The following is a 24,335-nucleotide window of genomic DNA, read 5'->3' as shown; positions in this document are numbered from 1 at the left end:
TGTGTGACAACCTTATTGACAGCCATTCGTCAATTGGAAAGATTGTGGCACCGGTGTCAACAACGATCATGCACAGGACTGATCAGGAGAGGGCTGCGACCGTCGCGACTCGCGTCATGCCCGGAAGGAAATGAGATGTCGTTGATTCTGCTTGCCCTTGCCGGAGCGGTGCCCGCTGCGTCCGCCCCGATGGCGACCGTATCGGCGGTCGAGACACGCGCGCAGCTGCCCCGCTCGGATGCGATCCTGGCGCAGGTCCGCCGCGTCGCCGACTGGCAGCTTGCCAACCGCACCAACTGGGCAACCATGCCCGCCGCGCGCAAGAGCGTGCAGAACCCGCGCGACTGGCAGCAGGCGACCTTCTGGATCGCGCTGACCGAGTTGGCCAAGCGCAATGCGCGCTACACCCCGCCGCTGATGGAGCTTGGCCGCGCGCAACAGTGGAAGCTCGGTGACAATCCCTTCCACGCCGACGATCAGCTGATCGGACAGGCGTGGATCTGGGCGGCACGCAACGGCGCCGGCAGCGAGGCGCTCGCGCCCATGGTCACCTATTTCGACAACGTCCTCGCCAAGCGCCCGACCGGCAGCCTCGAATTCATCCCCGGCGCGCCAGGGGCGGGCTGGTCGAAATGCACCGATCGCTGGTGCTGGTGCGACGCGCTGTTCATGGCCCCGCCGACCCTGCTTCAGCTCGCGCGCCAGACCGGCGACCAGCGCTATGCCGATTTCGCACATGCCGAGTTCAAGGCAACCACCGACTATCTCTACGACCCGGTCGAGAAGCTCTATTTCCGCGACAGCCGCTTCTTCGACACGCGCGATGCCAAGGGGCGCAAGCAGTTTTGGAGCCGTGGCAATGGCTGGGTGATGGGCGGCATCGTCCGCATGCTCGACGCGATGCCCAGCAAGGATCCCAAGCGCGCTTACTATGAAGGGCTGTTCGGCGACATGGCGGCAAAGCTGCTGACGCTGCAAAAGCCCGATGGCTATTGGTCGCCCTCTTTGCTCGACACAGATCCCGGCACGCCGACAGAGACTAGTGGCACCGCCTTCTACACCTATGCCTTTGCCTGGGGCATCGAAGCCGGCCTGCTCGACCGCGCGACCTATCAGCCGGCGGCGATCCGCGGTTGGGACGCGATTGTCCGCGCGGTGCAGCCCGATGGCATGCTCGGCTGGGTGCAGCAGGTCGGCGACCGACCCGACAGCGTCTCAGCGCGTGAAACCCAATTCTATGGCGCAGGCGCGTTCGTGCTCGCCGGTACCGCGATGGCCGATCTCGCGCGGAAGGAGTCCAATTGATGCGTTCGTTGTTGCTGTTGGCACTCGCGGCCCCCGTCGCTGCTCAGGCCGCCCCCGTCGATCGCCGCGCCGATGTGCCGGCCGGCCCGCTTTACGCCGACAGCGTCGCGCCGATGGACACCAGCGTCACCACCCGCCTGTCGCCCCAGCTTGAACGGCTGGTCGAACAGCTGCTGCGCGATGGCAAGGCGACGAAGATTGATGGCGTCGCTGTGTTTGGCGGCGGTGACCGCTTTCTGCCCGGCAAGATCGCCGCAACGATGGCGCACCGCATCGTCGCGCTTGAACCCGGCGATCCCAAGCTCGACCAGCGGCTGCGCGAATTTGCCGACATGGCCGACCTTACGCTTGCCAATGAGAATGAGAGCTGGGGCCTTTATTACTACATCGCCGCACTGCACGACCTGCACGCGCGTGGACTGCTCGACCGCGCAGTGCGGCCCGCGACGCTCGCCGCGTTGCGCGAAAAGCTCGACTGGCGTCGCTTTGTCCGCCCCGACCTCAGCCTGATCAACCTGCCCAACAACTATTACGGCGTCGCCTTCTCGATCGCGCGCTTCCGCCACCTGCTCGGCTGGGAAGATGCGTCGGCGGGGGACCAGTTGCTCGCGCGGATGATCGACCATTACCGCAAATATTCGGGCGAATATGGCTTTGCCGACGAGACCGAGGGGAAGGGGCGGTTTGACCGCTATTCGGTGCTGCTGATCGGGGAGATTGCGCACCGCCTGCTCGAAACCGGCATGACGCCGAGCGCAGAGGTCAAAGCATGGCTGCGCAAGTCGGTCGACCTGCTGCTCCCGCGCTTCAACCTGCATGGCGAGGGGTTCGAATATGGCCGCAGCATCGGCACCTATGGCGACACCGCCTTCCTCGAAGTGCTGACCGCCGCCGCCTTGCTCAAGGTGATGACCCCGGTCGAAGAGCGCATGGCCTATGCCTTCTCCAGCCGGGTCACCGCGCGTTACATGGATTTCTGGATTGATCCGGTCAGCGGGTCGGTCGACCTGTGGGGCCGCACCGCATGGGGGCAGGGGCGGCGCACCGATGTCTATCGTGGCGAAGGCCGGATTCTCGGCGAGAATTTCAGCCTCGCGCGCCAGCACATCTACACCAATGCGATCTGGAACCGGCTCGGCTATCGCGGTCAGGCGCCGGATCCGGGGTTCGCGCGCTGGCTCGACACGCTGCCGCGCTCGACCATGACCTGGTTCGCGCGCGGCGTGCATGATCGCGGGCTGGTGACGATCCGCGACGGCGCGCGGATGATCGCGCTTCCGATCATCAACGGGGCGGAGGGGCAGCATATGAACAACCCCTATTTCCCGATCCCCTTCTCGCCCGGGATGCTCGCCGCGTCGGCGGATGCGCCCTATCCGCAGCTTCTGCCGCGCATCACGCTGGCCAATGGCGACGTGCTGTTGCCGCTGGCGTTCTTCAAGGATGTCCGCGTCACACGGCGCGGAGCGGTGACCGATGTGCGCTGGCACCAGACCGCGCTCGACCGCATGGGCGGCAACGACGCGCAACTCGACACGCGGGTGTCGATCGAAACCCACTATCGCTTTTCGCCGGGCAAGATCGAGCGCCGCGACCGCATCGTTCCTGCAGAAGGCGTGAAGATCGCGCGGATCGATATGGAGTTTGCCAGCTTCTCGGACGCTCCCGCAACGGGTGCATCCGGCATCCAGTTCGCACGCGGCGCGGTGAAGCGGTTCGCCGCGACCGGCTATGGCGCGTGCGAGGCGCAGCCGGCGACCGATCCGGTCTATCGCGCTCCCACCGGCCCGTTCGCGACGGTCGTCAAATGCGCGCGTGAAGGCGGCGATATACCCGCGCGAACGGTCGAGGCAGGTTGGTCATTGTCATACAACTAAGACTAAGGGCTAGTTGACGGCCACCGCGCCAGTTGTCATACACATCGCATACCGGAGCACCCGGCACCATGAACACGCGCGACACGACCGCCGCCGCCCCGGACAGCGGCACGCACGATCACTTCGGCTTCCGGGTCCGCCCGTGAGCTTTCAGAAACTCGGCTGGGCCATCCCTCTCTCGGTCCTCGCCATCACCGCCGCCGCGGGGTCTTCACCCCCGGCGGCGGCCTTTTCATCCGCGCAGCGCTGCACCGGCGTCGAGGGCTATGCCGCGGCGTTCGGCGGACGGCGCACCTTCACGCTGCGTCCGGCTGAACTTCAGGCAGTGCGTGCAACGATCGCCACCGATCCGGCGGTCAAGTCGGCCTATACAGCGCTGATGGCGCGGGCTGAGCAGGCGCTCAAGCGCAAGCCCGGCAGCGTGCTCGACAAGCGCACGATCCCGCCCTCGGGCGACCGCAACGACTATGTCAGCCTCGCCCCCTATTGGTGGCCCGATCCCGCCAATCCTGCCGGCCCCTATGTCCGCCGCGATGGCAGTTTCAATCCGGAGCGTAGCACCAACCGCTTTGACCGCACCGCGCTTGGCCGCATGGCGAGCGACGCGGATGTGCTGGCGCTGGCCTATTATTATCGCGGCGAGAAGATCTACGCCGACAAGGTTGCGGCGATCGTCCGCGCCTGGTTCCTCGATCCGGCAACGGCGATGAACCCCAACATGAACTACGCCCAGATGGTGCCCGGGCGCTCGGACGGGCGGCCCGAGGGCGTGCTCGACACCAGCGCCTTCATCGCGGTGATCGACGCGGTCGGCTTGATCGCCCCGGCGGGCGCATTGTCGGCTGCAGAGGTCACCGCGCTCGAGGACTGGTTCAGCCGCTATCTCGACTGGATGCTTTCCAGCCCGAATGGCAAAGGCGAGGGGGCCAAGACCAACAATCACGGCATCTGGTACGACGCACAGGTCACCCGCTTCGCGCTGTTCGCCCGCCGCCCCGACCTGGCGCGCAAGGTGGTCGCCGACTTCCCGAAAAATCGGATCGAAAAGCAGATGGAACCCGGCGGCGCGCTGCCCGAGGAACTTAGCCGCACGCGCAGCTTCCATTACTCGCTCTACGCGATCGAACCGGCCTACCACGTCGCCGACAGCGCCGCGTGCCTTGGCGTCGATCTCTACGGCTGGACCGACGGCAAGGGCCGCTCATTGCGCGCCGCCACCGACTTCGTCGCCGCCTATCGCGGGCGGGTCGAAGCCTGGCCGCACAAAGAGATGAAGTGGCCGGCCGCCGAACTCGACGCCCTGCTCCTCCGCGCCGATGTGGCTTGGCCCGGCGTGTGGCAGCGCAAGGGCGAGGGCGATGTGGTCCTGCGCTATCGGGTCGGCGATTAGCCCAATCCTCCTCCCCCGCCAGGGGGAGGTGTCAGCGCAGCTGACGGAGGGGGAGGAGGCACGACGGCAAGAGGCTCAAGGACGCAGCCGTCCTCCCCCTCCGTCGCCTTCGGCGCCACCTCCCCCTGGCGGGGGAGGATCAGGTCTTACCGCCCCCGCCGCGCGTCCCACCACGCCAGCCGCTCGGCGATACGCTTCTCCGTGCCCCGGTCGGTCGGGGTGTAGAAGGTCTCCGGCGTCATCTCTTCCGGCCAGTAATTCGCGCCCGAAAACCCGCCCTCGGCATCATGGTCATAGGCATAGCCCTTGCCATAGCCGATCTCCTTCATCAGCTTGGTCGGCGCATTGAGGATGTTCTGCGGTGGCATCAGCGATCCCGTCTCCTTCGCGCTGCGCCACGCCGATTTCATCGCCTTATAGGCCGCGTTCGATTTGGGCGCGGTCGCGCAATAGAGGCATGCCTGCACGATCGCGAGTTCGCCCTCGGGCGACCCCAGAAACTCGTAACTGTCCTTGGCGGCAAGGCACTGGACCAAAGCCTGCGGGTCAGCCAGGCCGATATCCTCGCTCGCAAACCGCACCAGCCGCCGCAGCACGTACAGCGGCTCCTCGCCCGCCACCAGCATCCGCGCGAGATAGTAGAGCGCCGCCTGCGGATCGCTCCCGCGCAGCGATTTATGCAGCGCGGAGATGAGGTTGTAATGCCCCTCGCGGTCCTTGTCGTAGACCGCGACGCGGCGCTGCAGGAATGCCGACAGCCCCGCCGGATCGAGCGGCGCGTCGAAGCTGACCGAATAGAGCGTCTCCGCCTGATTGAGCAGGAACCGCCCGTCACCATCGGCGCTCGCCACCAGCGCGTCGCGCGCTTCGGGGGTGAGGGGCAGGGGGCGGCCTTCGATCGCCTCGGCGCGGTCGAGCAACTGGCTGAGCGCCGGATGATCCAGCCGTCGCAGGATCAGCACCTGCGCCCGGCTGAGCAACGCGGCATTGAGTTCGAAGCTGGGATTCTCGGTCGTCGCGCCGACCAGAGTCACCGTGCCATCCTCGACAAAGGGGAGAAACCCGTCCTGCTGCGCGCGGTTGAAGCGGTGGATCTCGTCCACGAACAACAGGGTGCGCTGACCGATCCGGGCATGATCCCTGGCTTCGGCGAACACCTTTTTCAAATCCGCGACGCCGGAAAACACCGCGCTGATCGCGACGAAGCGCAGCCCCACCGCATCGGCGAGCAGCCGCGCCGTCGTCGTCTTGCCCGTCCCCGGCGGCCCCCACAGGATGATCGACGACAGCTTCCCCGCCGCGACCATCCGCCCGATCGCGCCCTCGGGGCCGGTCAGATGCTCTTGCCCGACCACCTCGTCCAGCCGCGCCGGACGCAGCCGATCGGCCAGCGGCGCGGAGGCGGAAACTTCGGAAGGGGAGGCGGCGGGTTCGGTCCCGCCGAACAGGTCAGCCATGGGCACGATATAGGAATTACGCGCCGCAACGCGAAGGGTCTTGTCAAAATGCGTTCAAGATATATCTTAGACGCATCAAGACTCGGATATGAAGGATATAGAATGTTTCGAGGACATCATCGCGGCCACGGGCCGCACGACATGCATGCCAGCCGCGGACGCCGCCAATGGGGGCCGTTCACCGTCGAATGGGATATGAGCGGCGAAGCGCCGGGCGGCGGCGGACGCGGACGCCGCCGCATGTTCACCGGCGACGAGCTCCGCCTCGTCCTGCTAGCGCTGATCGCCGACCAGCCGCGCCACGGCTATGACCTGATCCGCGAGATCGAAGAGCGCACCGGCGGCGCCTATGCGCCTAGCCCCGGCGTGGTCTATCCGACGCTAACGCTGCTCGCCGACATGGACCATATCGCCGAACAGGCGGCGGAGGGCGCCAAGAAGCTCTACGCGATCACCTCCACCGGACAGGCGCATCTCGACGAGAATGCAGAACAGGTGACGGTGCTGATGGGCCGCCTCGCCGAACTCGGCACGATGCGCGAGAAAAGCGGGCGCAGCCCGGTGCGGCGCGCGATGGGCAACCTCAAAATGGCGGTGATGCAGCGGCTCAACGACGGCGAGACCGATCAGGAGACGGTCGACGCGATCGTCGACATCATCGACGCCGCTGCGCGCAAGGTGGAGCGGCTGTAATGACGGTAACCGCAACCGGCTTCGCCGCGACCGACAAGGCGTCGCGCTACCTCCAGCAGCTGTGCAAGCACTGGGAGCATAACCTGAAGGTCGACTACACCGCTGACCACGGCACGATCGTCTTCCCCAAGGATGCGCGCGGCGCGGACTGGCCCGGCGACGGACTGGTCACGCTCGACGCCAAACCCGACGGCATCGCGATCCGCATCGACGCCAGCGCGCCCGAGCAGGCCGAAGGGCTGAAAGGCGCGATCGAACGCCATATCGACCGGTTTGCGTTTCGCGAGGAGGGGCTGAAGTACGATTGGGATTAAGTCCCCCTCCCGCTTGCGGGAGGGGTTATGGGAGGGCCAGTCAACACGCGACGCGACCCGAATAGACAAGGCTTGTAATCCTCCCCCGCCAGGGGGAGGTGGCAGCGCAGCTGACGGAGGGGGAGGACGGCGATGTCCTCAAGCCTGAAGCCGTGACCCTTCCTCCCCCTCCGTCGCCTTTGGCGACACCTCCCCCTTGCGGGAGAGGATTGGTGGGAATCACCGCCCCGCCATCACCTCAAGATACGCGTCCAGCACCGCCTGATTGACCTGCGGCCACACCTGCGCCTGCATCCGCTGATGCCCCAGCACGCCGAACCGCACCCGCATCGCCGCATCGCGCGCCAGCCGTTCGATCGCATCGGCATAGGCGGTGACGTCGCGAGGCGGGACCAGGAAGCCGGTCTCGCCCTCGACCACCAGGTCCATCGCTCCGGTCGCGCGCGCCGCGACGACCGGCACGCCGCACGCCATTGCTTCGGACGTCACATTGCCGAACGTCTCGGTCACCGACGGGTTGAAGAATACGTCCATCGACGCGACCGCGCGGCCCAGCGCGTCGCCCGACTGAAAACCGGTAAAGATCGCCTCGGGCACCTGCCCCGCGAACCACTCCCGCGCCGGACCTTCGCCGACCACCAGCACCTTGTGCGGCACCCCGCGCCGGGTCAGCTCGCGCGCCACCTCGGCAAAGATGTCGAGCCCCTTTTCCAGCACCAGCCGCCCGAGAAACCCGATCGCCGGCACATCGTCGGCGATCCCCAGCCCGCGCCGCCACGCCAGATCACGCCGCTGCGGATTGAACCGCGCATGATCCACCCCGCGCGACCAGATGCCGACCGGCGTAGTCACGCCCCAGCTCTTGATCAGCTCGGCGATCGACTGGCCCGGCACCATCACCCGATCGACGCGGTTGTAAAAGCGCTTGAGGCGGCGGATCAGCCATGGCTCGACAAAGCCCAGCCCATAATAGCGCGGATAGGTCTCGAACCGCGTGTGCAGCGACGCGAGCACCGGAATGCCCTGCTTGCGCGCCCACGCCACCGCGGCATGGCCCAGAAACTCGGGCGCGGAGACATGGACGAGGTTCGGCGCAAACGCCTCCAGATCCTCCCGCGGCGCGCGCGGCAGACCCAGCGCGACCTTATACTCACCGCGTCCACCCGGCATGGCAAAAGCCGGCACGCTGACCAGATCGCCCTCCGGCGCGAAGGCTGGCTTGTCGACGGTCGGCGAATAGACGCGCACCGTTACGCCAGCGTCGAGCAGATGGCGCACCAGCTTGTTCAGCGCCTGGTTGGCGCCGTCGCGCACATAATTATAGTTGCCGCTGAATAGCGCCACGCGAAGATCGGTCGGAGTCATCGGCGCGCCCATAGCGATGCGAATAGGGCGATACTATGTCGCCGGAAAGGAGTTTCCCGCATGGCTGACCTGTCGCACTTCCCGATCACGACCCGCTGGCCCGCACAGCACCCGGACCGCATCCAGCTGTATTCGCTCAACACCCCCAATGGCGTGAAGGCGGGGATCATGCTCGAGGAAACCGGGCTGCCCTATGAGGCGCATCTGATCGACATCGGCGCGGACGACCAGAAGACGCCCGAGTTTCTCAGCCTCAATCCCAATGGCAAAATCCCCGCGATCCTCGATCCCGACGGCCCGAACGGCCGCCCGCTCGCGTTGTTCGAAAGCGGCGCGATCCTACTCTACCTCGCCGACAAGACCGGAAAATTCCTCGACCCGGCGCAGCGCTACGAAACGATCGGCTGGGTGATGTGGCAGATGGGCGGCCTTGGCCCGATGTTCGGCCAGCTCGGCTATTTCCACAAATTCGCCGGGCGCGAGATCGCCGACAAGCGCCCACTCGACCGCTATGTCGCTGAATCGAAGCGGCTGCTCGGCGTGCTCGATGCGCAACTCAACGGGCGCGACTGGATCATGGGCGACTATTCGATCGCCGACATCGCCTCGCTCGGTTGGGTCCGCAATTTGATCGGTTTTTACGACGCACGCGATCTGGTCGGCTTCGATGACTTCGCCAACGTCGCGGCGTGGCTGGAACGCGGTCTTGCGCGTCCGGCGGTGCAGCGCGGGCTGATGGTGACGGCAAAGGGGTGATCCGGCGCAATTCATTGCGCATTCACCCCCCGTAACGAATAGTGCATCTGTCGCCCTGAGACGGTCGGCCTGTTCCGTGTACCACACCGTTTCAGGGAGGGTCCCGATGTCCGTTCTCGCACTTTCGCTCGCCGCGCTGCTGCTGCCCGCCGCGATCCAGACCGACCGCCCGTCCGGCGCGGCGGCGGGGGATGAAAAGGCCAACCACAACACCGCGCGGTCGAACAAATCGACCATCGCCGCGCCGGGCGGTCCCGCCGTCGAGACTGGCGATGCCACGGCAAACCACAACACCGCCCGCTCGAGCAGGAACAAGGGCGGCCGCGGTCCAGCCCCCGCCAGCGGTGGAACGCAGCCAACCACGCCCGCGCCGGAAAGCACCTCAAAGCCGCAGTGACCGACGCGGTTTTCGGAACGCATATTCCCTTTTCGTTCCACTCGGGTTAGGCACGCGCATGGCCAAACCCCAGAAGCGCTATGTCTGCCAGCAATGCGGATCGGTCTCGTCCAAATGGGCGGGGCAATGCGTCGATTGCGGCGAGTGGAACACGCTGGTCGAGGATGCCGGCGCGGTCGTGACGCCGTTTCAGGCGAAGCATAACCTGCAGGGCGGCGGGCGGATGATCCTGATGTCCGGGCTCGACGCCGACATCCCGCTCCCCGCGCGGATGGGCACCGGCATTGCCGAGCTCGATCGCGCGCTGGGCGGCGGTTTTGTCGAGGCGTCGGCAACGCTGATCGGCGGCGATCCCGGCATCGGCAAGTCGACGCTGTTGCTTCAGGCGGCGGCGAAAATGGCGCTGGCGGGCAAGAGCGTCGCCTATGTCTCGGGCGAAGAAGCGGCGGATCAGGTGCGGTTGCGCGCCCGACGTCTCGGTCTCGGCAATGCCCCGGTTCAGCTCGCCTCGGCGACCAGCGTCCGCGACATCCTCACCACGCTCGGCGGCGCAAGCCCGCCCGACCTGCTGGTGATCGATTCGATCCAGACGATGCACAGCGACCTGATCGAGGGCGCACCCGGCACGGTCAGCCAGGTGCGCGCATCGTCGCAGGAACTGATCCGCTTCGCCAAGGAACGCGGCACCGCGCTCGTGCTGGTCGGCCATGTCACCAAGGACGGCAGCCTCGCCGGCCCGCGCGTGCTCGAACATATGGTCGACACCGTGCTGGCGTTCGAGGGCGAGCGCAGCCACCAGTATCGCATCCTGCGCGCGGTCAAGAACCGCTTCGGCGGCACCGACGAGATCGGCGTATTCGCGATGCAGACCGAGGGGCTGACCGAAGTTGGCAACCCGTCGTCTTTGTTCCTCACCAGCCGCGACGAAAGCGTCAGCGGCACCGTCGTCTTCCCCGCGCTGGAAGGCACGCGTCCGGTGCTGGTCGAGATTCAGGCGCTGGTCGTCCGCCTCGCATCCGGCGCGACCCCGCGCCGCGCGGTGGTCGGCTGGGACAGCGGCCGGCTGGCGATGATCCTCGCGGTGCTGGAGGCGCGCTGCGGCCTCAGCTTTGCGACCAGCGAAGTCTATCTCAATATCGCCGGCGGCTATCGCGTTCAGGATCCGGCGGCGGACATGGCGGTCGCGGCGGCGCTGATCTCCGCTTTGTCCGAACGGCCCGTGCCGACCGACATGGTCACGTTCGGCGAAATCGCGCTGTCGGGTGAGGTGCGCCCGGTCGCCCACGGCGCGCTGCGGCTCAAGGAAGCGGGCAAGCTCGGCTTCACCCGCGCGCTCGTGCCCGCTGCTCAGGCCAAGGAGGGCAGCGTCGCGCTAACCGGCTTCCGCAACCTCGGCGGATTTGTCGACCACATGCTCGGGCGCTGACCGAGTCCGCCGCCGCGCGAGCAAGCGCCGCGCCGGGTCGAGCACCGCCAGCACCACCATGGTCGCCGCAACATCGGCGATCCAGTCGTCCAGCGCCGCCGTCCGCCCCAGCGCCGGCAGCATCTGGGTGAGCTCGATCAGCGCCCCGAACAGGGCAAAGGCAAGCAGCAGAGTGAGCGCCCGCGCGCGCGGATAGGCCAGCCGCGCCAGCGCGGTCAGCGTGACGAAGGCAATGATATGCTGCACCTTGTCCCCCGGTGCGCCCGGCAACGCCGGAGGCTTGGGCAGGACGGCCATCACGAAGGCGAAGATCAGCGCCGCCCAAAAGGCGACAAGGAAGAAGCGACGAAGCCAGATCATTGCCCATAAGGTGAGGAGGAAGCGCGCCCGGCGCAACCCGAACCCATCGAAACGCTCTTCGCGCCGCCGCTCCGGCCCGCTATGAGCGCGAGACCGAGGGAGCGGGCGAAATGGGACTGACGGCAATCGACATCTTGGTGCTGCTGGGCATCGGCGCAGCGGCTATCACCGGGGCGATGCGCGGTTTCGTCACCGAAGTGCTGTCGCTGATGGCGTGGCTGCTCGTCGTAGCTGCGATCCGCTTTCTCCACACGCCGGTTGCCGCCGCGCTGACCGAGCCGGTCGGGACGGTTCAGGGGGCGGCGGTGCTCGCGTTCGCATTGCTTGGCGGCGTCGCCTATTTCGGCGGGCGGATGGTCGCCAATTCGATCGGGTCGCGCACCCGATCCGGCTTTCTTGGGCCGATTGATCGCGCGCTCGGCGTCGGCTTCGGCGCGGTGAAGGGCCTGATTCTCGCCAGCCTCGCCTTCCTGCTCGTCGCGATGGTCGTCGATACGGTCACCGGCGGCCCGGCGCAGCGCCCCGAATGGATGACCGCGGGCCGCACCTATCCGCTGCTCAACGCCACCAGCGCCAGCATCGCCGAATTCGTCGACCGCCGCCGCCGCGGCGAACCGGTGTTCGGCAACGACACCGACGCCGCAGAGCTTGCGAACGGGTCGGGTGAGGTTACATCGGAGCCATGACGGCCCCGCTCTACAACAATCAGATTTTGCGGCTCGCCGCGAGCATCCCCTATCACGAGCGACTGACCAACCCGATGGCGAGCGTCGAGAAACGCTCGCCGGTGTGCGGCAGCCGCGTCGCGGTCGATGTCGATCTCGACGAAGCAGGCCGCGTCGCTGCGCTCGGCATGCAGGTCCGCGCGTGTGCGCTGGGGCAGGCGGCGGCGTCGCTGATGGGCGCGCACGCGATCGGTCGCACTCCCGCCGAACTCGACGCCACCCGCGCCGCCCTGACCAACTGGCTGGCGGGGGATGGTGACACGCCGCCCGAATGGCCCGGCCTCGACCTGTTCACCCCCGCACTCCCGCACAGCGCGCGCCACCCCTCGATCCGCCTCGCCTTTGAGGCGGTGGCCGAGGCCGCCGCGCTTGCCAGCCGCGACAAGGCCGCCTGATGGACCACAGCGCCGCACACAGCTTCGTTGCAGAAAGCGCCCCGCTGCTCGGCTTCGCTTTGCTGTTCGTCCTGATCTTCCGCCGCATGGGGCTGGGCGCGACGCTCGGCTATCTCGTCGCCGGCGCGCTGGTCGGTCCGCAGGTGCTGAACCTGGTCGGCGGCGCCGAAAGCAAGATGGGCATCGCCGAATTTGGCATCGCCCTGCTGCTGTTCCTCGTCGGCCTCGAACTCAGCCCCGCGCGGCTGTGGCGGATGAAGCGCGACATTTTCGGCTTCGGCCTGCTCCAGGTCGTCCTGTGCGGCGTCGCGCTCAGTGTGGTGATCGGCTACGGGGCCAATTTCTCGGTCTCCGCGGCGCTCGCCCTCGGCCTCCCGCTCGCGCTGTCCTCGACCGCGCAGGTGCTCCCGATGCTGCAAAGCGCCGGCCGCATGCGCACCCCGTTCGGCGAGCGTGCCTTTTCGACCCTGCTCTTTCAGGACATCTCGATCGTCCCGCTGATCACGATCATCGCCATCCTCAGCCGCAATCCGGCGGATGCGGAGGGGCCTCCGGGCTGGCTGCTCGCGATCTACACCGTCGCCGCGATCACCGGGCTGGTGCTGGCCGGTCGCTATCTGCTGCGCCCGCTGTTCCGCCTGATCGGCAATTGGGGCGAGCGTGAGCTGTTCGTCTTCGCGGGCCTGTTCACCGTCGTCGGCGCCGCCGCGCTGATGCAGTCGATTGGCCTGTCCACGGCACTCGGCGCGTTCATCGCGGGCGTGATGCTCGCCGACAGCCCGTACCGGCACGAGATCGAGGCGGATATCGAACCCTTCCGCTCGATCCTGCTCGGCCTGTTCTTCCTCTCGGTCGGCATGATGCTCGACCTGTCCGCCATCGCCGAGCGCCCGGTGTTCGTGCTCGGCATGGCCGCCGCGCTGATCGCGACCAAGACGGTGGTCATCACCGGCCTTGCCATGGCATTCCGAATGCCGTGGCGGCAGGCGCTGGGCCTTGGCCTGTTGCTCAGCCAGGGCGGCGAGTTCGGCTTCGTCCTGTTCGCCCAGGCACAAAACGCCCTGCTGATCGCGCCCGAAGCGGTCAGCGTGTTCAGCGCAGTCGTCACCCTGTCGATGGCTACCACCCCGTTCCTGATGATGTTCACCAAACGCTTCCGCGCCGATGCGGTCGAGGCGCAGGGCGAGCGCGAAGGCCCGGTGTCGGACGGATCGAACGCGCTGATCGTCGGCTATGGCCGCTTCGGCCAGACGGTCGGCCAGATGCTGAATGCTCAGGGCATCGCGGTCACGTTGATCGACACCGATATCGAGATGATCGACATCGCCGGCCAGTTCGGCGCGAAGGTTTATTATGGCGACGGCACGCGCATCGACATGCTCCGCCAGGCCGGAGCGGGGGAGGCGCAGCTGATCCTGTTCTGCCTCGACGGCGACAAGATCGAACCGGAACTGGTCGAGGCGGTCCACGAATCCTTCCCCAACGCATCGATCTTCGTGCGCGCCTATGACCGCCGCGCGCTGCTCAAGCTCAAGGGCGGTCCGGCCGCTGGCGTCGTGCGCGAAGTGCTTGAGTCCGCGATCGTCATGGCGCGCAAGGCGATGGCTGCGGTCGGCGTCGACATCGAGGAGATCGAACGCACCGAAGATCTCTACCGCCGCCGCGACCGCGAACGGCTGCGCATCCAGCATGAAGCAGGCAGCCTGACTGCCGCGCGCGAAGCGATCATCGGCGATCCCGATCTCGACTGGCGCCCGGGGCGACGTGACGCGCCCGATCCGCTGGAACCCAAACCCGCCACTGGGAGCGAATGCGGATGAACTGGCTAGTTGTACTTGCCGCGCTCTCCGGCGCCATCGCGGTCGGCGCGGGCGCATTCGGCGCACATGGTGCGGAGGGCAAGGCGGCGGAATGGCTGCGCACCGGCGCGACCTATCAGCTGGTCCATGTCGTCGCCGCACTCGTCGCAGTGCAGATGGGCGCGAAGGGTGCGGGCTGGCTGTTCGTCGCCGGTGCCGCGATCTTCGCCTTCACGCTCTACGCCATTGCGTTCGGCGCACCGCGCTGGCTGGGCGCGATCACCCCGATTGGCGGCACCGCGCTGATCGTCGGCTGGCTGTGGCTCGCATGGCACGGATTGGGCCGTAGCGGGCAGTGACGACCGTGCGCCGGAAATGGCTGGTTGCGGGTTTGGCGGGTGTCGCCATGACGCTGACGCCGTGGATAGGGTTTCTCGCACCACAGCCTACCGTTTATCTTATGCTATTCGCCTTATGCGCAGGGGTCGTGGCGCCATTGGTGCTGCTCCGCTCACCGATCGAACGGGTTGCAGGCGCTGGGCTGTCGCTGATCGGGCTGTTGCCTGCACTCTTTCTCAGTGAGGTTCTGGCGCATCTGACCTTTGGCGGGTGCCTGCAATAATATGCGGACGCGGCTGAGCGTCTGCCGTCGCAAGCGGCGTTTTGCGGGCGAGGATGCGGCCAAGGCCGCTGCGCTGGCCGCAACCATCACCCTGCGCCCCTATCGCTGCGACCGCTGTTTCGGCTTTCACCTGACCGGGCGGACCAGGGGGAAGCGCAGCCTGTGATGGCTTAGCCAAGCTCCACTCAATCCGTTTGTGCTGAGCTTGTTGAAGCACCGCTCCCGGACCCAGTGGCGTCAGGCTACGGCCCTTCGACAAGCTCAGGGCAAACGGGCGTTAGCGATGCAGATGTGTCGCGCGTCGCTCTACCCCGCCGCCCGCAGCTCGGTTGCCCCATCCCGGATCGCCGCCAGCGACTGCGGCCGCCCCAGCAAATACCCCTGGATCAGGTCGATGCCCAGCGCACGCAGCACCGCCAGCTCATCCTCGCGCTCGACCCCCTCGGCGATCAGCCGGCTGCCGGTATCGCGCGCGAACATCATCAGCCCGGCGGCCAGCGCGCGCCGACCTGGATCATGCTGGATATCCTCGATCAGGAAGCGGTCGAGCTTCACCAGATCGGGCCGCATCTGAATGATCTGCTGCAGCCCGCTATAGCCCGATCCGGCATCGTCCACCGCGATCTTCAGCCCCTCCGCCCGCAGCGGCGCGAGCCGCTCAAGCAGGATGGCGACGTCCGAAACCCGGTCATGCTCGGTCACTTCCAGCACCACGCGGTCCAGCGGCGCGCGGCGCAGGATCGCGGGCAGCTCCGGCGACGTCGCGGTCGCGGGACTCGCGTTGACCGACAGATAGGCATGGTCGGGAAGCTGCGACAGGCCCTGCAGCGCGCGGTCGATCGCGAACAATTCGAATGCGACGCCCATGCCCACCAGGCTGGCCTGATTGAACCACTTGTCGGGCGAGCGATAGGGTTCAACGCTGATCCGCGCCAACGCCTCATACCCCGCAGGTCGGCCCTGCGAGAGGCTGACGATCGGCTGATAGTGAATCTCCATCAGGCCATCAGCCATGATCGCCTCAATCGCAGTGCGCGACGCCGTCGCCTCCTCGCGATTGCCCAGATCACGCTCGATCTCGAACGCGGCCAGATCGGCAAAGGCGCGCATCATGCCCAGGTCGCGGGGGTTCAGCGTCGGGCTGGCGAACGGGCCAAGGCAGCAGAACATGCCATAGGTGCGCCCGTTGGACAGCCGGATCGGCACGCTGACATGCGCGCCGATCGGCACCGCGGCGGTGATCGGCATCGCCATCGCGATCGGTTCGGCGGCGGTGTCGGGGATCAGCTCGGGCAGCCGCCCCGCCAGGATATGGCGGCAATAGACATCGTCGAGCGAGTGAACGTCGCCGGCCTTGGCCAGATGCTCCAGCCCCGGCGCATCGACGACACGGAACACCGAATCATCACCAACAAATTCAGACACATAGGCAACCTGCAGCCCGAGATGCGCACGCACCGCCTGCAACGCGCGGGAGATGATCGCATCCGAACTCGTTGCGTCACTGGCATGAGAAATAATCTCACGCAGTGCGGTTGCGCCAAGCGTTTCTCCCTCAACCATCGTTCCAACCCCGTTCGTACCGCGAATTCTGTCGCGCTTCGTTCGAACTTTGGCCGAAACAATATGAAGATTTGGTCAGCGGCGATCGAATTTGACGGGGTCAGCTACCCAAAATGCGCGTCACTGCGCCCACCGTCACCGGATGATATCCCGGCTTCGCCTTGGCAAAGATGCGCTGCGCAATCGGCTCGCCCCATGCGCCCTGTGCCTTCAACCCGCGATAGAGCGGCGTGACGAGCAGATTGCGGCCGACCCGCGTCAGATACCCCTCCAGCGCGGGGATCACCGGCTCGTAGCGGTTGGCGATGGCGAGGTCGAACCACGCCGACTGGACATAGGCATTCTGCGATTTGGTCAGCCCCAGCGCCGCGTCCAGCTCGGCCAGCCGCGCCGCACTCTGCTGGCGGGGCAGGTTGTCGATCAGCCGCTTCCACTGCTGCGTCTGCCAGCCGGTCGTGTCGATCGCCGCCGCCGGCCCGCCCGCGTTGAACGCCGCGAGCTGCGCATCGACCTTCGCCAGCGTTTCCGACTTCACCTGAACCGCGTTGGACGGAATCCCCGGCTCGAACACCCAGCGGTCGAGCTGCAGCTTGGCTTCCAGCGCCTTGTCGCCCTTGATCAGATGCTTGCGGATGTCCGCCAGGAACCCAGCGCTGGTCTGCGGCTGAAACGCGTGCCGGTCGAAATAGCCGCGCAGATACGGGTCCCAACGGTCGCGCCCCACCGCATACTCGATCGTGCGCAGGAATGTGCTGCCCTTGAGGTAATCGAGCTGCCCCGCGCTTTCGCCCGGCGCGCCATGCAAGCGCGTTGCGGGCGCGGCATCGCCACCGGCGTTCTTCACGTCGCGCAGCATCCCGGCATAGTCGAGGTCGGAATAGATCGCCGCGCGCTCCGTGCCGTACAGCGCCTCCATGATCCGGTTCTCGAAATAGGTCGTGAACCCCTCGTTCAGCCAGCCATCCGCCCAGGTCGCGTTGGTGACGAGGTTACCCGACCAGCTATGCGCCAGCTCATGCGCCAGCACATCGGTGTTCGACCGGTCGCCGGTGATGATCGTCGGGGTAAAGAAGGTCAGATTGGGGTTCTCCATCCCGCCAAACGGGAAGGACGGAGGCAGGACCAGCATGTCATAGCGGCCCCAGCGATAGGGGCCGTACAGCGCCTGCGCCGCGTCGATCATCTTTTCGACATCGGCAAATTCGGACACGGCGGCGTCGAGCATGCCTGCCTCCGCCCACACGCCGCTGCGCGGCCCGACTTCCTTGAACTTGAGGTCGCCGACCGCGATCGCGATCAGATAGGGCGGGACCGGATTGTCCATCCTGAAGCGGAAGTTGCGGCCCCCCTGCGGCGCCGGCGTGCCCGTCGCGCCGTCCAGCATTTGCGCGCTCATCACCGGCACGAAGCCCTCGGGCACCGTCACCGTCGCGGCCCAGGTCTGGCGGATGCCGGGGCTGTCCTGTGTCGGGATCCAGCTGCGGTTGTTGATCGCCTGACCCTGGCTGAACAGGAAGGGCAGGGTCTTGCTCTGCGTCTGCTCGGGCGTCAGCCATTGCAGCGCGCGGGCGCCGGGCTTGGAGCGATAGACGATGCGGATGCGCTTCGCCCCGTTCAGCTCGATCGTCAGCGGCGCGCCGAGCTGGGGATCGCTGGCCCCGACACGATGCGCCAGTTTGACCCCGCGCTCGTCACTCACCACCGCAATGTCGAGGTCGAGCGTATCGAGCACGATCTCCTTCGCGCCCTTCGCCGCCAGCACGTCGAGCGTCGCCACGCCGCCGATCGTCTTGCTGTCGAAATCGATCTTCAGGTCGAGATCGACATGCGTGACCCGCGCTTCGGCGGGGCGGGCATAGGTCCACACGTCCTTTGCCTCGGGCGTGGTCAGCACCGGCGCGACCTTGGCGGTCTGGGCAAGAGCAGGGGCAGGGGCGGCGGAGGCGAGCAGCAATGCTGCGAGGGTCAGGATACGCATGGCTGCACCTGCTACGACCCCGGCCCGTATGGCACAAGCACGGCCCTGATGCGTTGATCGCAATATCCCAAAACCTCAGGAGAGACGCGATGAACACGACTGTCGACAGCCCCAACCCCCTGATCGCATCCGACCGGGTCGAAGGCACCGCCGTCTATGACACCGCGGGCGAAAAGCTCGGCCACGTCGAACGCTTCATGGTCGACAAGGTATCGGGCCAGGCCGAATATGCCGTGATGGCGTTCGGCGGCATTCTCGGCATCGGCCACCGCCACTATCCGGTGCCGTGGCAGGCGCTGACCTATGACACCGACAAGAGCGGCTATGTGGTGTCGCTGAGCAAGGAAAAGCTCGAGAACGCGCCCAATTACGACCGTGAGGGCGACGAACCGACCTACGACCGCGCCTATGGGCAAGAGGTCTACGCCTATTACGGCGTCCCGCGCCTCTGATCAAAGGGCGCTCAACACCGTTTGCGCTGAGCCTGTCGAAGCGCCGCGAGCCGCAACTCGAAGGAGCGGGAAACACCCTTCGACAAGCTCAGGGCAAACGAATGATGTGAAGGTGGATCAACCCCTGGGGAGCCCCCACCGCCCCGTCTCCATCCACCGCAACAGCGGCTTCAACGGCAGGATCCACACGATCCCGGTGAAGACGTAGAAGACCATCTGAACGAGGGCCGGCCACTGGCCGACGATACGCGATAGGCTCGCCACCGCGACGCACCAGATCAGGATCAGCGCGATGATCACGAACGCGCCAACGGGCTTGCGCCAGGACGGGGTCATGCTGCCACCTCGCCGAATGCGGCGGCTTCGGTAATCACGCCGTGCAGCGGCATGTCCCAGCTATCTACCGCCAGCGCCTCAACCTGCTGCACCGACCAGGCGATACCGACTCGCCAGGCATTTGGCAGCCGCTCGAACACCCGGTCGTAATGTCCTGCACCCTGACCCAGTCGGTTCAGCGCCGCGTCAAACGCCAGCAACGGGGTGAGAACGATCTCGGGATCGCACTCCAGCCCGCTATCATCGGGCTGGCGCAACCCCAGCGGCCCGTCGACCAGCGCATGTTCGGGCTCCCATGCAAAGAAGCGCACCGGCGACTCGCGGCTGGTGACATGCGGCAGCACGATCGTGCACCCCGCCTCGCGCGCCGCCCAGGCAATCGCGGTCGGATCGGCCTCGCTGCCCACGGGCACATAGGATGAAACGATCACGCCGGGCGCAAACCGTGCGAGCAGGGCAGGGGGAGGTTCGATGACACCACCGATGGTCATCGCGAACTCGTCGCGCAGCGCGCGCATCCGGGCGCGTAATGTCCGTTTATCGTCAGCCATCGTCGTGCTTCGCTTTACGCGAAGCCTGAGCCTCGCTGACAAAATTCGTTGGCGGGACCACCATGGGCCGTTGCTTGAATATCCTCTGACGCCGTTTTACGTCAGGTGGGGACCATGTGCCACAGACCAGGGTCTGAACAGGGACAGCCCCCATGGATGATGAATCGCCTCAGGGATAATCGCTAAAGCTCGCACCGGGCAGTACCCGCCGACACCAATCTAGGCGCGCGGTGCTCACGGATCAATGGGGGTTGGCGGCGTAAGCCTCAAACAACAGCTCAAGATTGCGGCGTCCGGGCAGGATCGCGACCACCTCGATCACGTCACCGACATAGTGAAAGAAGATCAGATAATTGGTGTAAACGATCGATCGAATGCCTGGGCGTAATTCGGGCCGCATCGTCCCAAGCAAGCCGGGAAGCGCCGCCAGTTTCTCGCACCGGGCTTCCAGCTTGGCGACGAACGCGCTTCCGGCCGCACGACTGCCACTGCGTTCGGCGATTCCTAAGGCGATCTCCACCAGATTCTGCCTGGCGGCGCTCGTATAGGTCAACCGACGCATTAGCGTACTGCGCGATCGGCTTCCCATTCATCCAGCGCTGCCTCGACGGACTGACGAACATCCTCGGGGCTATGCTGGCCGCCGCGTTCGATCGATGCATTCAGCGTATCGCGCAGCGCCTTCAGCTTGAACTCGCGTTCCTCGACCAGCCTCAACCCTTCGCGAACGACCTCGCTCGCCGAGCCATACCGACCCGACTTCACGATCTCCGCGACATAGTCTTCCCAGCGTTCACCAATTGAAACGTTCATCTCGGCCTCCTGCCGAAAACTCTACACCAATAACAAAAAATGCACAATTTTCGTTATTGCTCGAGCGCCGCCGCGACCGCCTCCAATCGATCCGCCAAATTCTCGAGCAGCACCGGCGACACGCCCCCCGGCGGGTTGCGTTCGGCCTCGTCCAACTGGTCGGCGAGGATCAGCGCGAGGAACAGCATCGTCCGCTCGCTGCTCAGCCCGCCCGACGCGCGCACCGCCGTTTCGGCATGCCGCTCCAGCAGCGCGCCGAGCCGTTCGAGATGCAGTTCTTCGCCGTCGCGACAGGCGATCGTGTGGCAGCGCCCGGCGATGGTAAGCGTGACCTGACCCATCAGTCCTCGCCCTCCTGCGCGATCACCGCATCGAGCGCGGCAATCGCCTGCTCGACCCGGCCGCGCAGTGCCGCATGCCTGTGTTCCAGCCGTTCGGCGTCGAAGGCGCGCCGCGTGGCAGCCGCCTCGATCCGCGTGAGCGCGCGCTCGATCCGGTCAAGCGCGGAAGGTGCCGCATCCGCCATGCCGGGTGGATAGGGGGGCTTTCCCCAACCCGCAACCCCGCCCGGTTGACGCACGCGCCCGCGCGCCCCATTGGCACGCCAACTTCGATTCGCCGGGCCGTGGCGAGACTCAACGCGACGCGCGCAGGCCCGATAGGGGATATGCCGTGACCATTTCATTCGCCGACCGCGCCAACGCCATTCGCGCCCTGTCGATGGACGCGGTGGAGGCCGCAAATTCGGGCCATCCCGGTATGCCGATGGGCATGGCCGATGTCGCCACCGTGCTGTTCAGCGACTATCTGAAGTACGATCCGACCGACCCCAAATGGGCCGACCGCGACCGCTTCGTGCTGTCGGCGGGCCATGGCTCGATGCTGATCTATTCGCTGCTGCACCTGACCGGCTATGCCCGTCCGACGCTCGACGACATCAAGAACTTCCGCAAGGTCGGCAGCCCCTGCGCCGGCCACCCGGAAAATTTCGAGCTGCCCGGCATCGAATGCACCACCGGCCCGCTGGGTCAGGGCCTCGCGATGGCGGTCGGCATGGCGCTCGCCGAACGCCATCTCAACGCCGTGTTCGATGACAGCATCGTCGACCACCGCACCTGGGTGATCGCGGGTGACGGCTGCCTGATGGAGGGCATCAACCACGAAGCGATCGGCCTTGCCGGCCACCTCAAGCTCGGCCGCCTGATCGTGCTGTGGGACGACAATGACATCACCATCGACGGCAAGGTGTCGCTGTCGTCGAGCGAGAATATCCCCGCCCGCTACGAAGCGACCGGCTGGCACGTCGTCGCCTGTGACGGTCATGATCCGGCCAGCATCGCCGCCGCGTTCGACGCCGCGCTCGCCGATCCGCGCCCCTCGCTGGTCCGCTGCAAGACCGTGATCGGCAAGGGCGCCCCGAACAAGGGCGGCACCAGCAAGGTTCACGGCTCGCCGCTCGGCGCGGACGAAGTCGCCGCAGCCCGCGAAGCGCTTGGCTGGAGCCACGAACCGTTCGACATCCCCGCCGACATCCGCGCCGCCTGGCTTGACGCCGGCAAGCGCGGTGCCGCACCCCATGCCGACTGGAAGGCGCGTCTCGCGGCGCACACCGACCATGCCGAGTTCGAGCGCCGCATGGCCGGCGACCTGCCTGCCTTCAACCTCGATTCCTACATCGCCGACCTGCTCGCCAACCCGCCCAAGGTCGCGACCCGCAAGTCGAGCGAAATGGCGCTTGAGCCGCTGACCGAAAACCTGCCCGAACTGATCGGCGGCTCGGCCGACCTCACCGGCTCCAACAACACCAAGACCAAGGCAACCGGTCCGCTTACCGCCGACAATTATGCCGGTCGCTATGTCTATTACGGCATCCGCGAATTCGGCATGGCTGCGGCGATGAACGGCATGGCGCTGCACGGCGGCATCATCCCCTATGGCGGCACCTTCCTCGTCTTCTCCGACTATGCCCGTGGCGCGATCCGTCTCTCAGCGCTCCAGCGCGCGCGCGTCGTCTATGTGATGACGCATGACAGCATCGGCCTTGGCGAAGACGGCCCGACCCACCAGCCGATCGAGCATCTGCAGAGCCTGCGCGCGATGCCGAACCTCAACGTGTGGCGTCCGTGCGATGCGGTCGAGACGGCGGCGGCGTGGGATCTGTCGCTGCGCACCGTCGATGGCCCGTCGATGCTGGTGCTGACCCGCCAGAACCTTCGCCCGCTGGTCGATGCAACCCAAGTCGCCGATATCGCCAAGGGTGGCTACCGCCTCCAGTCGGCACAGGCCGCGCGCAAGGTCGTCCTCCTCGCCACCGGTTCGGAAGTCGAGATCGCCGCCGATATCCGCACCGCCCTTGAAGCGCAGGGCATCGGTGCCGATGTCGTCTCCATGCCCTGCACCGAGGCGTTCGACGCCCAGCCCGCTGCCTATCGCGCCGATATCCTCCCCGCCGACGCGCTGACCGTGTCGATCGAGGCCGGCAGCACCTTTGGCTGGCAGCGTTACACCGGCCTCAATGGCCTCAACTTCGGCATCGACGGCTTCGGCGCGTCGGGTCCCGCCGAAGACCTGTACAAGCATTTCGGGCTGACCGCCGACGCGATCGTGCCCCAGATTATCGAACGGCTTGCCGTCTAAGGCCCATCATCTTGCGGCTTGCCGCTAAAAGGAGACTCGAATGACGAAGGTAGCGATCAACGGGTTCGGACGCATCGGGCGTCTCGTGGCGCGCGCCATCCTGGAGCGCCCGGAAAGCGGTCTTGAACTGGTCACGATCAACGATCTGGCCGATGCCAAGTCGAACGCGTGGCTGTTCAGCCGCGACAGCGTGCACGGCAAGTACCCCGGCACCGTGAGCGCCGATGGCGATGACATCATCATCGACGGCAAGCGCATCAAGGTTACCAAGGAGCGCGATCCCGCCAACCTGCCGCATGCGGCGAACGGCGTCGATCTGGTTCTTGAATGCACCGGCTTCTTCACCGATCGCGCCAGCTGCCAGAAGCATCTCGACGCGGGCGCAAAGAAGGTGCTGATCTCGGCCCCCGGCAAAAATGTCGACCTGACCGTCGTCTATGGCGTCAACCACGACAAGCTTGAGGCCGGCCACACGATCGTCTCGAACGCATCGTGCACCACCAACTGCCTCGCCCCGGTGGCAAAGGTGCTGAACGACAGCATCGGGATCGAACGTGGCCTGATGACCACGATCCACGCCTACACCAACGATCAGAAGATCCTCGACCAGATCCATGACGATCTGCGTCGCGCCCGCGCTGCGGCGATGAGCATGATCCCGACCACCACCGGCGCCGCCCGCGCCGTGGGTGAGGTGCTGCCCGAGTTGAAGGGCAAGCTCGACGGCTCGTCGGTGCGCGTCCCCGTGCCGGACGGCTCGCTGATCGACCTGACCTTTACGCCGAAGCGCGACACCACCAAGGAAGAGGTCAACGCGATCCTCAAGGCGGCGGCTGAAAGCGGCCCGCTGGTCGGCGTGCTGACCTATAGCGACGAGCCGCTGGTTTCGATCGACATCGTCCACAATCCCGCATCGTCGACCATCGACAGCCTCGAAACCGCCGTCATCGACGGCAAGCTCGTCCGCGTCGTCAGCTGGTATGATAACGAGTGGGGCTTCTCGAACCGTATGGTCGACACCGCCAGCGCAATGGCCAAGCTGGGCTGAACCCAACAACCACACTGCCGCAAGCGGTGGGGCGCAATAAGCTCCCCTCCCGCTTGCGGGAGGGGCTGGGGGAGGG

28 protein-coding genes are annotated in these 24,335 nt (G+C 66.3%); 17 read left to right on the top strand and 11 right to left on the bottom strand.

Annotated features, from left to right (window positions below; translation table 11 throughout):
- Positions 1 to 135 precede the first annotated feature (135 nt).
- The 3 genes from K9B35_RS13435 to K9B35_RS13425 all read left to right on the top strand — a co-directional run bounded on the left by K9B35_RS13435 (position 136) and on the right by K9B35_RS13425 (position 4,572).
- Positions 136 to 1,305 carry a glycoside hydrolase family 105 protein gene (locus tag K9B35_RS13435; RefSeq protein ID WP_224922362.1) on the top strand — a complete coding sequence of 390 codons (1,170 nt, stop codon included), beginning with the start codon at positions 136 to 138 and terminating at the stop codon, positions 1,303 to 1,305.
- Positions 1,305 to 3,182, top strand: a complete 1,878-nt coding sequence (locus K9B35_RS13430; protein WP_224922361.1) for a hypothetical protein — start codon at positions 1,305 to 1,307, stop codon at positions 3,180 to 3,182. The genes K9B35_RS13435 and K9B35_RS13430 overlap by 1 nt, the downstream gene beginning before the upstream one ends.
- Positions 3,183 to 3,324: 142 nt before the next feature.
- A complete protein-coding gene (locus K9B35_RS13425; RefSeq protein WP_224922360.1) occupies positions 3,325 to 4,572 on the top strand; it encodes an alginate lyase family protein in 1,248 nt (415 codons plus the stop codon).
- 146 nt (positions 4,573 to 4,718) lie between these two features.
- Here K9B35_RS13425 and K9B35_RS13420 read toward each other — a convergent pair whose 3' ends face one another.
- Positions 4,719 to 6,029: a replication-associated recombination protein A gene (locus tag K9B35_RS13420; protein ID WP_224922359.1), complete on the bottom strand. Its 1,311-nt coding sequence runs from the start codon at positions 6,027 to 6,029 to the stop codon at positions 4,719 to 4,721.
- 102 nt (positions 6,030 to 6,131) lie between these two features.
- Between K9B35_RS13420 and K9B35_RS13415 the strand changes: the two genes are divergently transcribed.
- Together K9B35_RS13415 and K9B35_RS13410 are read left to right on the top strand one after the other, a co-directional pair.
- Positions 6,132 to 6,722 carry a PadR family transcriptional regulator gene (locus K9B35_RS13415; protein ID WP_318245974.1) on the top strand — a complete coding sequence of 197 codons (591 nt, stop codon included), beginning with the start codon at positions 6,132 to 6,134 and terminating at the stop codon, positions 6,720 to 6,722.
- The gene (locus tag K9B35_RS13410; RefSeq protein WP_224922358.1) at positions 6,722 to 7,036 is read left to right on the top strand and encodes a DUF2218 domain-containing protein; all 315 of its coding nucleotides are present in this window, start codon (positions 6,722 to 6,724) and stop codon (positions 7,034 to 7,036) included. The genes K9B35_RS13415 and K9B35_RS13410 overlap by 1 nt, the downstream gene beginning before the upstream one ends.
- A 219-nt stretch (positions 7,037 to 7,255) precedes the next feature.
- Here the strand turns inward: K9B35_RS13410 and K9B35_RS13405 are convergent, their stop codons facing one another.
- A complete protein-coding gene (locus K9B35_RS13405) occupies positions 7,256 to 8,401 on the bottom strand; it encodes a glycosyltransferase family 4 protein (protein ID WP_224922891.1) in 1,146 nt (381 codons plus the stop codon).
- Between the two features lie 60 nt (positions 8,402 to 8,461).
- On the opposite strand from K9B35_RS13405, the gene K9B35_RS13400 reads away from it, so the two are divergent.
- The 3 genes from K9B35_RS13400 (at position 8,462) to radA (ending at position 10,980) form a co-directional block, all read left to right on the top strand.
- On the top strand, positions 8,462 to 9,157 hold the full coding sequence (locus K9B35_RS13400; RefSeq protein ID WP_224922357.1) for a glutathione S-transferase N-terminal domain-containing protein: 696 nt from the start codon (positions 8,462 to 8,464) through the stop codon (positions 9,155 to 9,157).
- A 106-nt stretch (positions 9,158 to 9,263) separates the two neighbouring features.
- Positions 9,264 to 9,554 carry a hypothetical protein gene (locus K9B35_RS13395; RefSeq protein ID WP_224922356.1) on the top strand — a complete coding sequence of 97 codons (291 nt, stop codon included), beginning with the start codon at positions 9,264 to 9,266 and terminating at the stop codon, positions 9,552 to 9,554.
- A gap of 58 nt (positions 9,555 to 9,612) precedes the next feature.
- Positions 9,613 to 10,980, top strand: coding sequence for a DNA repair protein RadA (gene radA / locus K9B35_RS13390; RefSeq protein ID WP_224922355.1), 1,368 nt, complete (start codon positions 9,613 to 9,615; stop codon positions 10,978 to 10,980).
- Here radA and K9B35_RS13385 read toward each other — a convergent pair.
- The gene (locus tag K9B35_RS13385) at positions 10,927 to 11,340 is read right to left on the bottom strand and encodes a teicoplanin resistance protein VanZ (protein WP_224922354.1); all 414 of its coding nucleotides are present in this window, start codon (positions 11,338 to 11,340) and stop codon (positions 10,927 to 10,929) included. The genes radA and K9B35_RS13385 overlap by 54 nt on opposite strands.
- A 110-nt stretch (positions 11,341 to 11,450) precedes the next feature.
- Here K9B35_RS13385 and K9B35_RS13380 point away from each other — a divergent pair, with 110 nt between their 5' ends.
- The 6 genes from K9B35_RS13380 to K9B35_RS13355 are packed head-to-tail and all read left to right on the top strand — an operon-like array spanning position 11,451 to position 15,047.
- A complete protein-coding gene (locus K9B35_RS13380; protein WP_224922353.1) occupies positions 11,451 to 12,026 on the top strand; it encodes a CvpA family protein in 576 nt (191 codons plus the stop codon).
- On the top strand, positions 12,023 to 12,460 hold the full coding sequence (locus K9B35_RS13375; RefSeq protein WP_224922352.1) for an iron-sulfur cluster assembly scaffold protein: 438 nt from the start codon (positions 12,023 to 12,025) through the stop codon (positions 12,458 to 12,460). Before K9B35_RS13380 ends, K9B35_RS13375 begins: the two co-directional genes overlap by 4 nt.
- Positions 12,460 to 14,280: a monovalent cation:proton antiporter-2 (CPA2) family protein gene (locus tag K9B35_RS13370; protein WP_224922351.1), complete on the top strand. Its 1,821-nt coding sequence runs from the start codon at positions 12,460 to 12,462 to the stop codon at positions 14,278 to 14,280. The genes K9B35_RS13375 and K9B35_RS13370 overlap by 1 nt, the downstream gene beginning before the upstream one ends.
- Positions 14,277 to 14,618: a DUF423 domain-containing protein gene (locus tag K9B35_RS13365; RefSeq protein WP_224922350.1), complete on the top strand. Its 342-nt coding sequence runs from the start codon at positions 14,277 to 14,279 to the stop codon at positions 14,616 to 14,618. Before K9B35_RS13370 ends, K9B35_RS13365 begins: the two co-directional genes overlap by 4 nt.
- On the top strand, positions 14,615 to 14,881 hold the full coding sequence (locus K9B35_RS13360; RefSeq protein WP_224922349.1) for a hypothetical protein: 267 nt from the start codon (positions 14,615 to 14,617) through the stop codon (positions 14,879 to 14,881). The genes K9B35_RS13365 and K9B35_RS13360 overlap by 4 nt, the downstream gene beginning before the upstream one ends.
- A 1-nt stretch (position 14,882) precedes the next feature.
- A complete protein-coding gene (locus tag K9B35_RS13355; RefSeq protein WP_224922348.1) occupies positions 14,883 to 15,047 on the top strand; it encodes a hypothetical protein in 165 nt (54 codons plus the stop codon).
- Positions 15,048 to 15,187: 140 nt separating this feature from the next.
- On the opposite strand, the gene K9B35_RS13350 is transcribed toward K9B35_RS13355, so the two are convergent.
- Together K9B35_RS13350 and K9B35_RS13345 are read right to left on the bottom strand one after the other, a co-directional pair.
- The gene (locus tag K9B35_RS13350; protein WP_224922347.1) at positions 15,188 to 16,444 is read right to left on the bottom strand and encodes an EAL domain-containing protein; all 1,257 of its coding nucleotides are present in this window, start codon (positions 16,442 to 16,444) and stop codon (positions 15,188 to 15,190) included.
- Between the two features lie 100 nt (positions 16,445 to 16,544).
- Positions 16,545 to 18,422 (bottom strand): M1 family metallopeptidase, encoded by a 1,878-nt coding sequence (locus K9B35_RS13345; protein WP_224922346.1) that lies wholly within the window; start codon positions 18,420 to 18,422, stop codon positions 16,545 to 16,547.
- Between the two features lie 89 nt (positions 18,423 to 18,511).
- On the opposite strand from K9B35_RS13345, the gene K9B35_RS13340 reads away from it, so the two are divergent.
- Positions 18,512 to 18,874, top strand: a complete 363-nt coding sequence (locus K9B35_RS13340) for a PRC-barrel domain-containing protein (RefSeq protein WP_224922345.1) — start codon at positions 18,512 to 18,514, stop codon at positions 18,872 to 18,874.
- 117 nt (positions 18,875 to 18,991) lie between these two features.
- Here K9B35_RS13340 and K9B35_RS13335 read toward each other — a convergent pair whose 3' ends face one another.
- From K9B35_RS13335 to K9B35_RS13310, 6 genes are all read right to left on the bottom strand, one after another.
- On the bottom strand, positions 18,992 to 19,210 hold the full coding sequence (locus K9B35_RS13335) for a DUF2842 domain-containing protein (RefSeq protein ID WP_224922344.1): 219 nt from the start codon (positions 19,208 to 19,210) through the stop codon (positions 18,992 to 18,994).
- The gene (locus tag K9B35_RS13330) at positions 19,207 to 19,761 is read right to left on the bottom strand and encodes a 5-formyltetrahydrofolate cyclo-ligase (protein WP_224922343.1); all 555 of its coding nucleotides are present in this window, start codon (positions 19,759 to 19,761) and stop codon (positions 19,207 to 19,209) included. Before K9B35_RS13330 ends, K9B35_RS13335 begins: the two co-directional genes overlap by 4 nt.
- A gap of 241 nt (positions 19,762 to 20,002) precedes the next feature.
- On the bottom strand, positions 20,003 to 20,323 hold the full coding sequence (locus K9B35_RS13325) for a type II toxin-antitoxin system RelE/ParE family toxin (RefSeq protein ID WP_224922342.1): 321 nt from the start codon (positions 20,321 to 20,323) through the stop codon (positions 20,003 to 20,005).
- Positions 20,323 to 20,574, bottom strand: a complete 252-nt coding sequence (locus K9B35_RS13320) for a type II toxin-antitoxin system ParD family antitoxin (RefSeq protein ID WP_224922341.1) — start codon at positions 20,572 to 20,574, stop codon at positions 20,323 to 20,325. The genes K9B35_RS13325 and K9B35_RS13320 overlap by 1 nt, the downstream gene beginning before the upstream one ends.
- A gap of 53 nt (positions 20,575 to 20,627) precedes the next feature.
- Positions 20,628 to 20,915 (bottom strand): cell division protein ZapA, encoded by a 288-nt coding sequence (locus K9B35_RS13315; RefSeq protein ID WP_224922340.1) that lies wholly within the window; start codon positions 20,913 to 20,915, stop codon positions 20,628 to 20,630.
- Entirely contained in the window at positions 20,915 to 21,100 is a 186-nt protein-coding gene (locus K9B35_RS13310; protein ID WP_224922339.1) for a hypothetical protein, read from the bottom strand. The genes K9B35_RS13315 and K9B35_RS13310 overlap by 1 nt, the downstream gene beginning before the upstream one ends.
- A gap of 146 nt (positions 21,101 to 21,246) precedes the next feature.
- On the opposite strand from K9B35_RS13310, the gene tkt reads away from it, so the two are divergent.
- Together tkt and gap are read left to right on the top strand one after the other, a co-directional pair.
- Positions 21,247 to 23,211, top strand: coding sequence for a transketolase (gene tkt, locus K9B35_RS13305; RefSeq protein ID WP_224922338.1), 1,965 nt, complete (start codon positions 21,247 to 21,249; stop codon positions 23,209 to 23,211).
- A gap of 40 nt (positions 23,212 to 23,251) precedes the next feature.
- Positions 23,252 to 24,259 carry a type I glyceraldehyde-3-phosphate dehydrogenase gene (gene gap / locus K9B35_RS13300; RefSeq protein WP_224922337.1) on the top strand — a complete coding sequence of 336 codons (1,008 nt, stop codon included), beginning with the start codon at positions 23,252 to 23,254 and terminating at the stop codon, positions 24,257 to 24,259.
- Positions 24,260 to 24,335: the final 76 nt, after the last annotated feature.

Origin of the sequence: Sphingomonas sp. R647 (genome assembly GCF_020177055.1) — a bacterium.
Classification (GTDB): domain Bacteria; phylum Pseudomonadota; class Alphaproteobacteria; order Sphingomonadales; family Sphingomonadaceae; genus Sphingomonas.
This window is presented reverse-complemented; position numbering and strand designations above follow the sequence as displayed.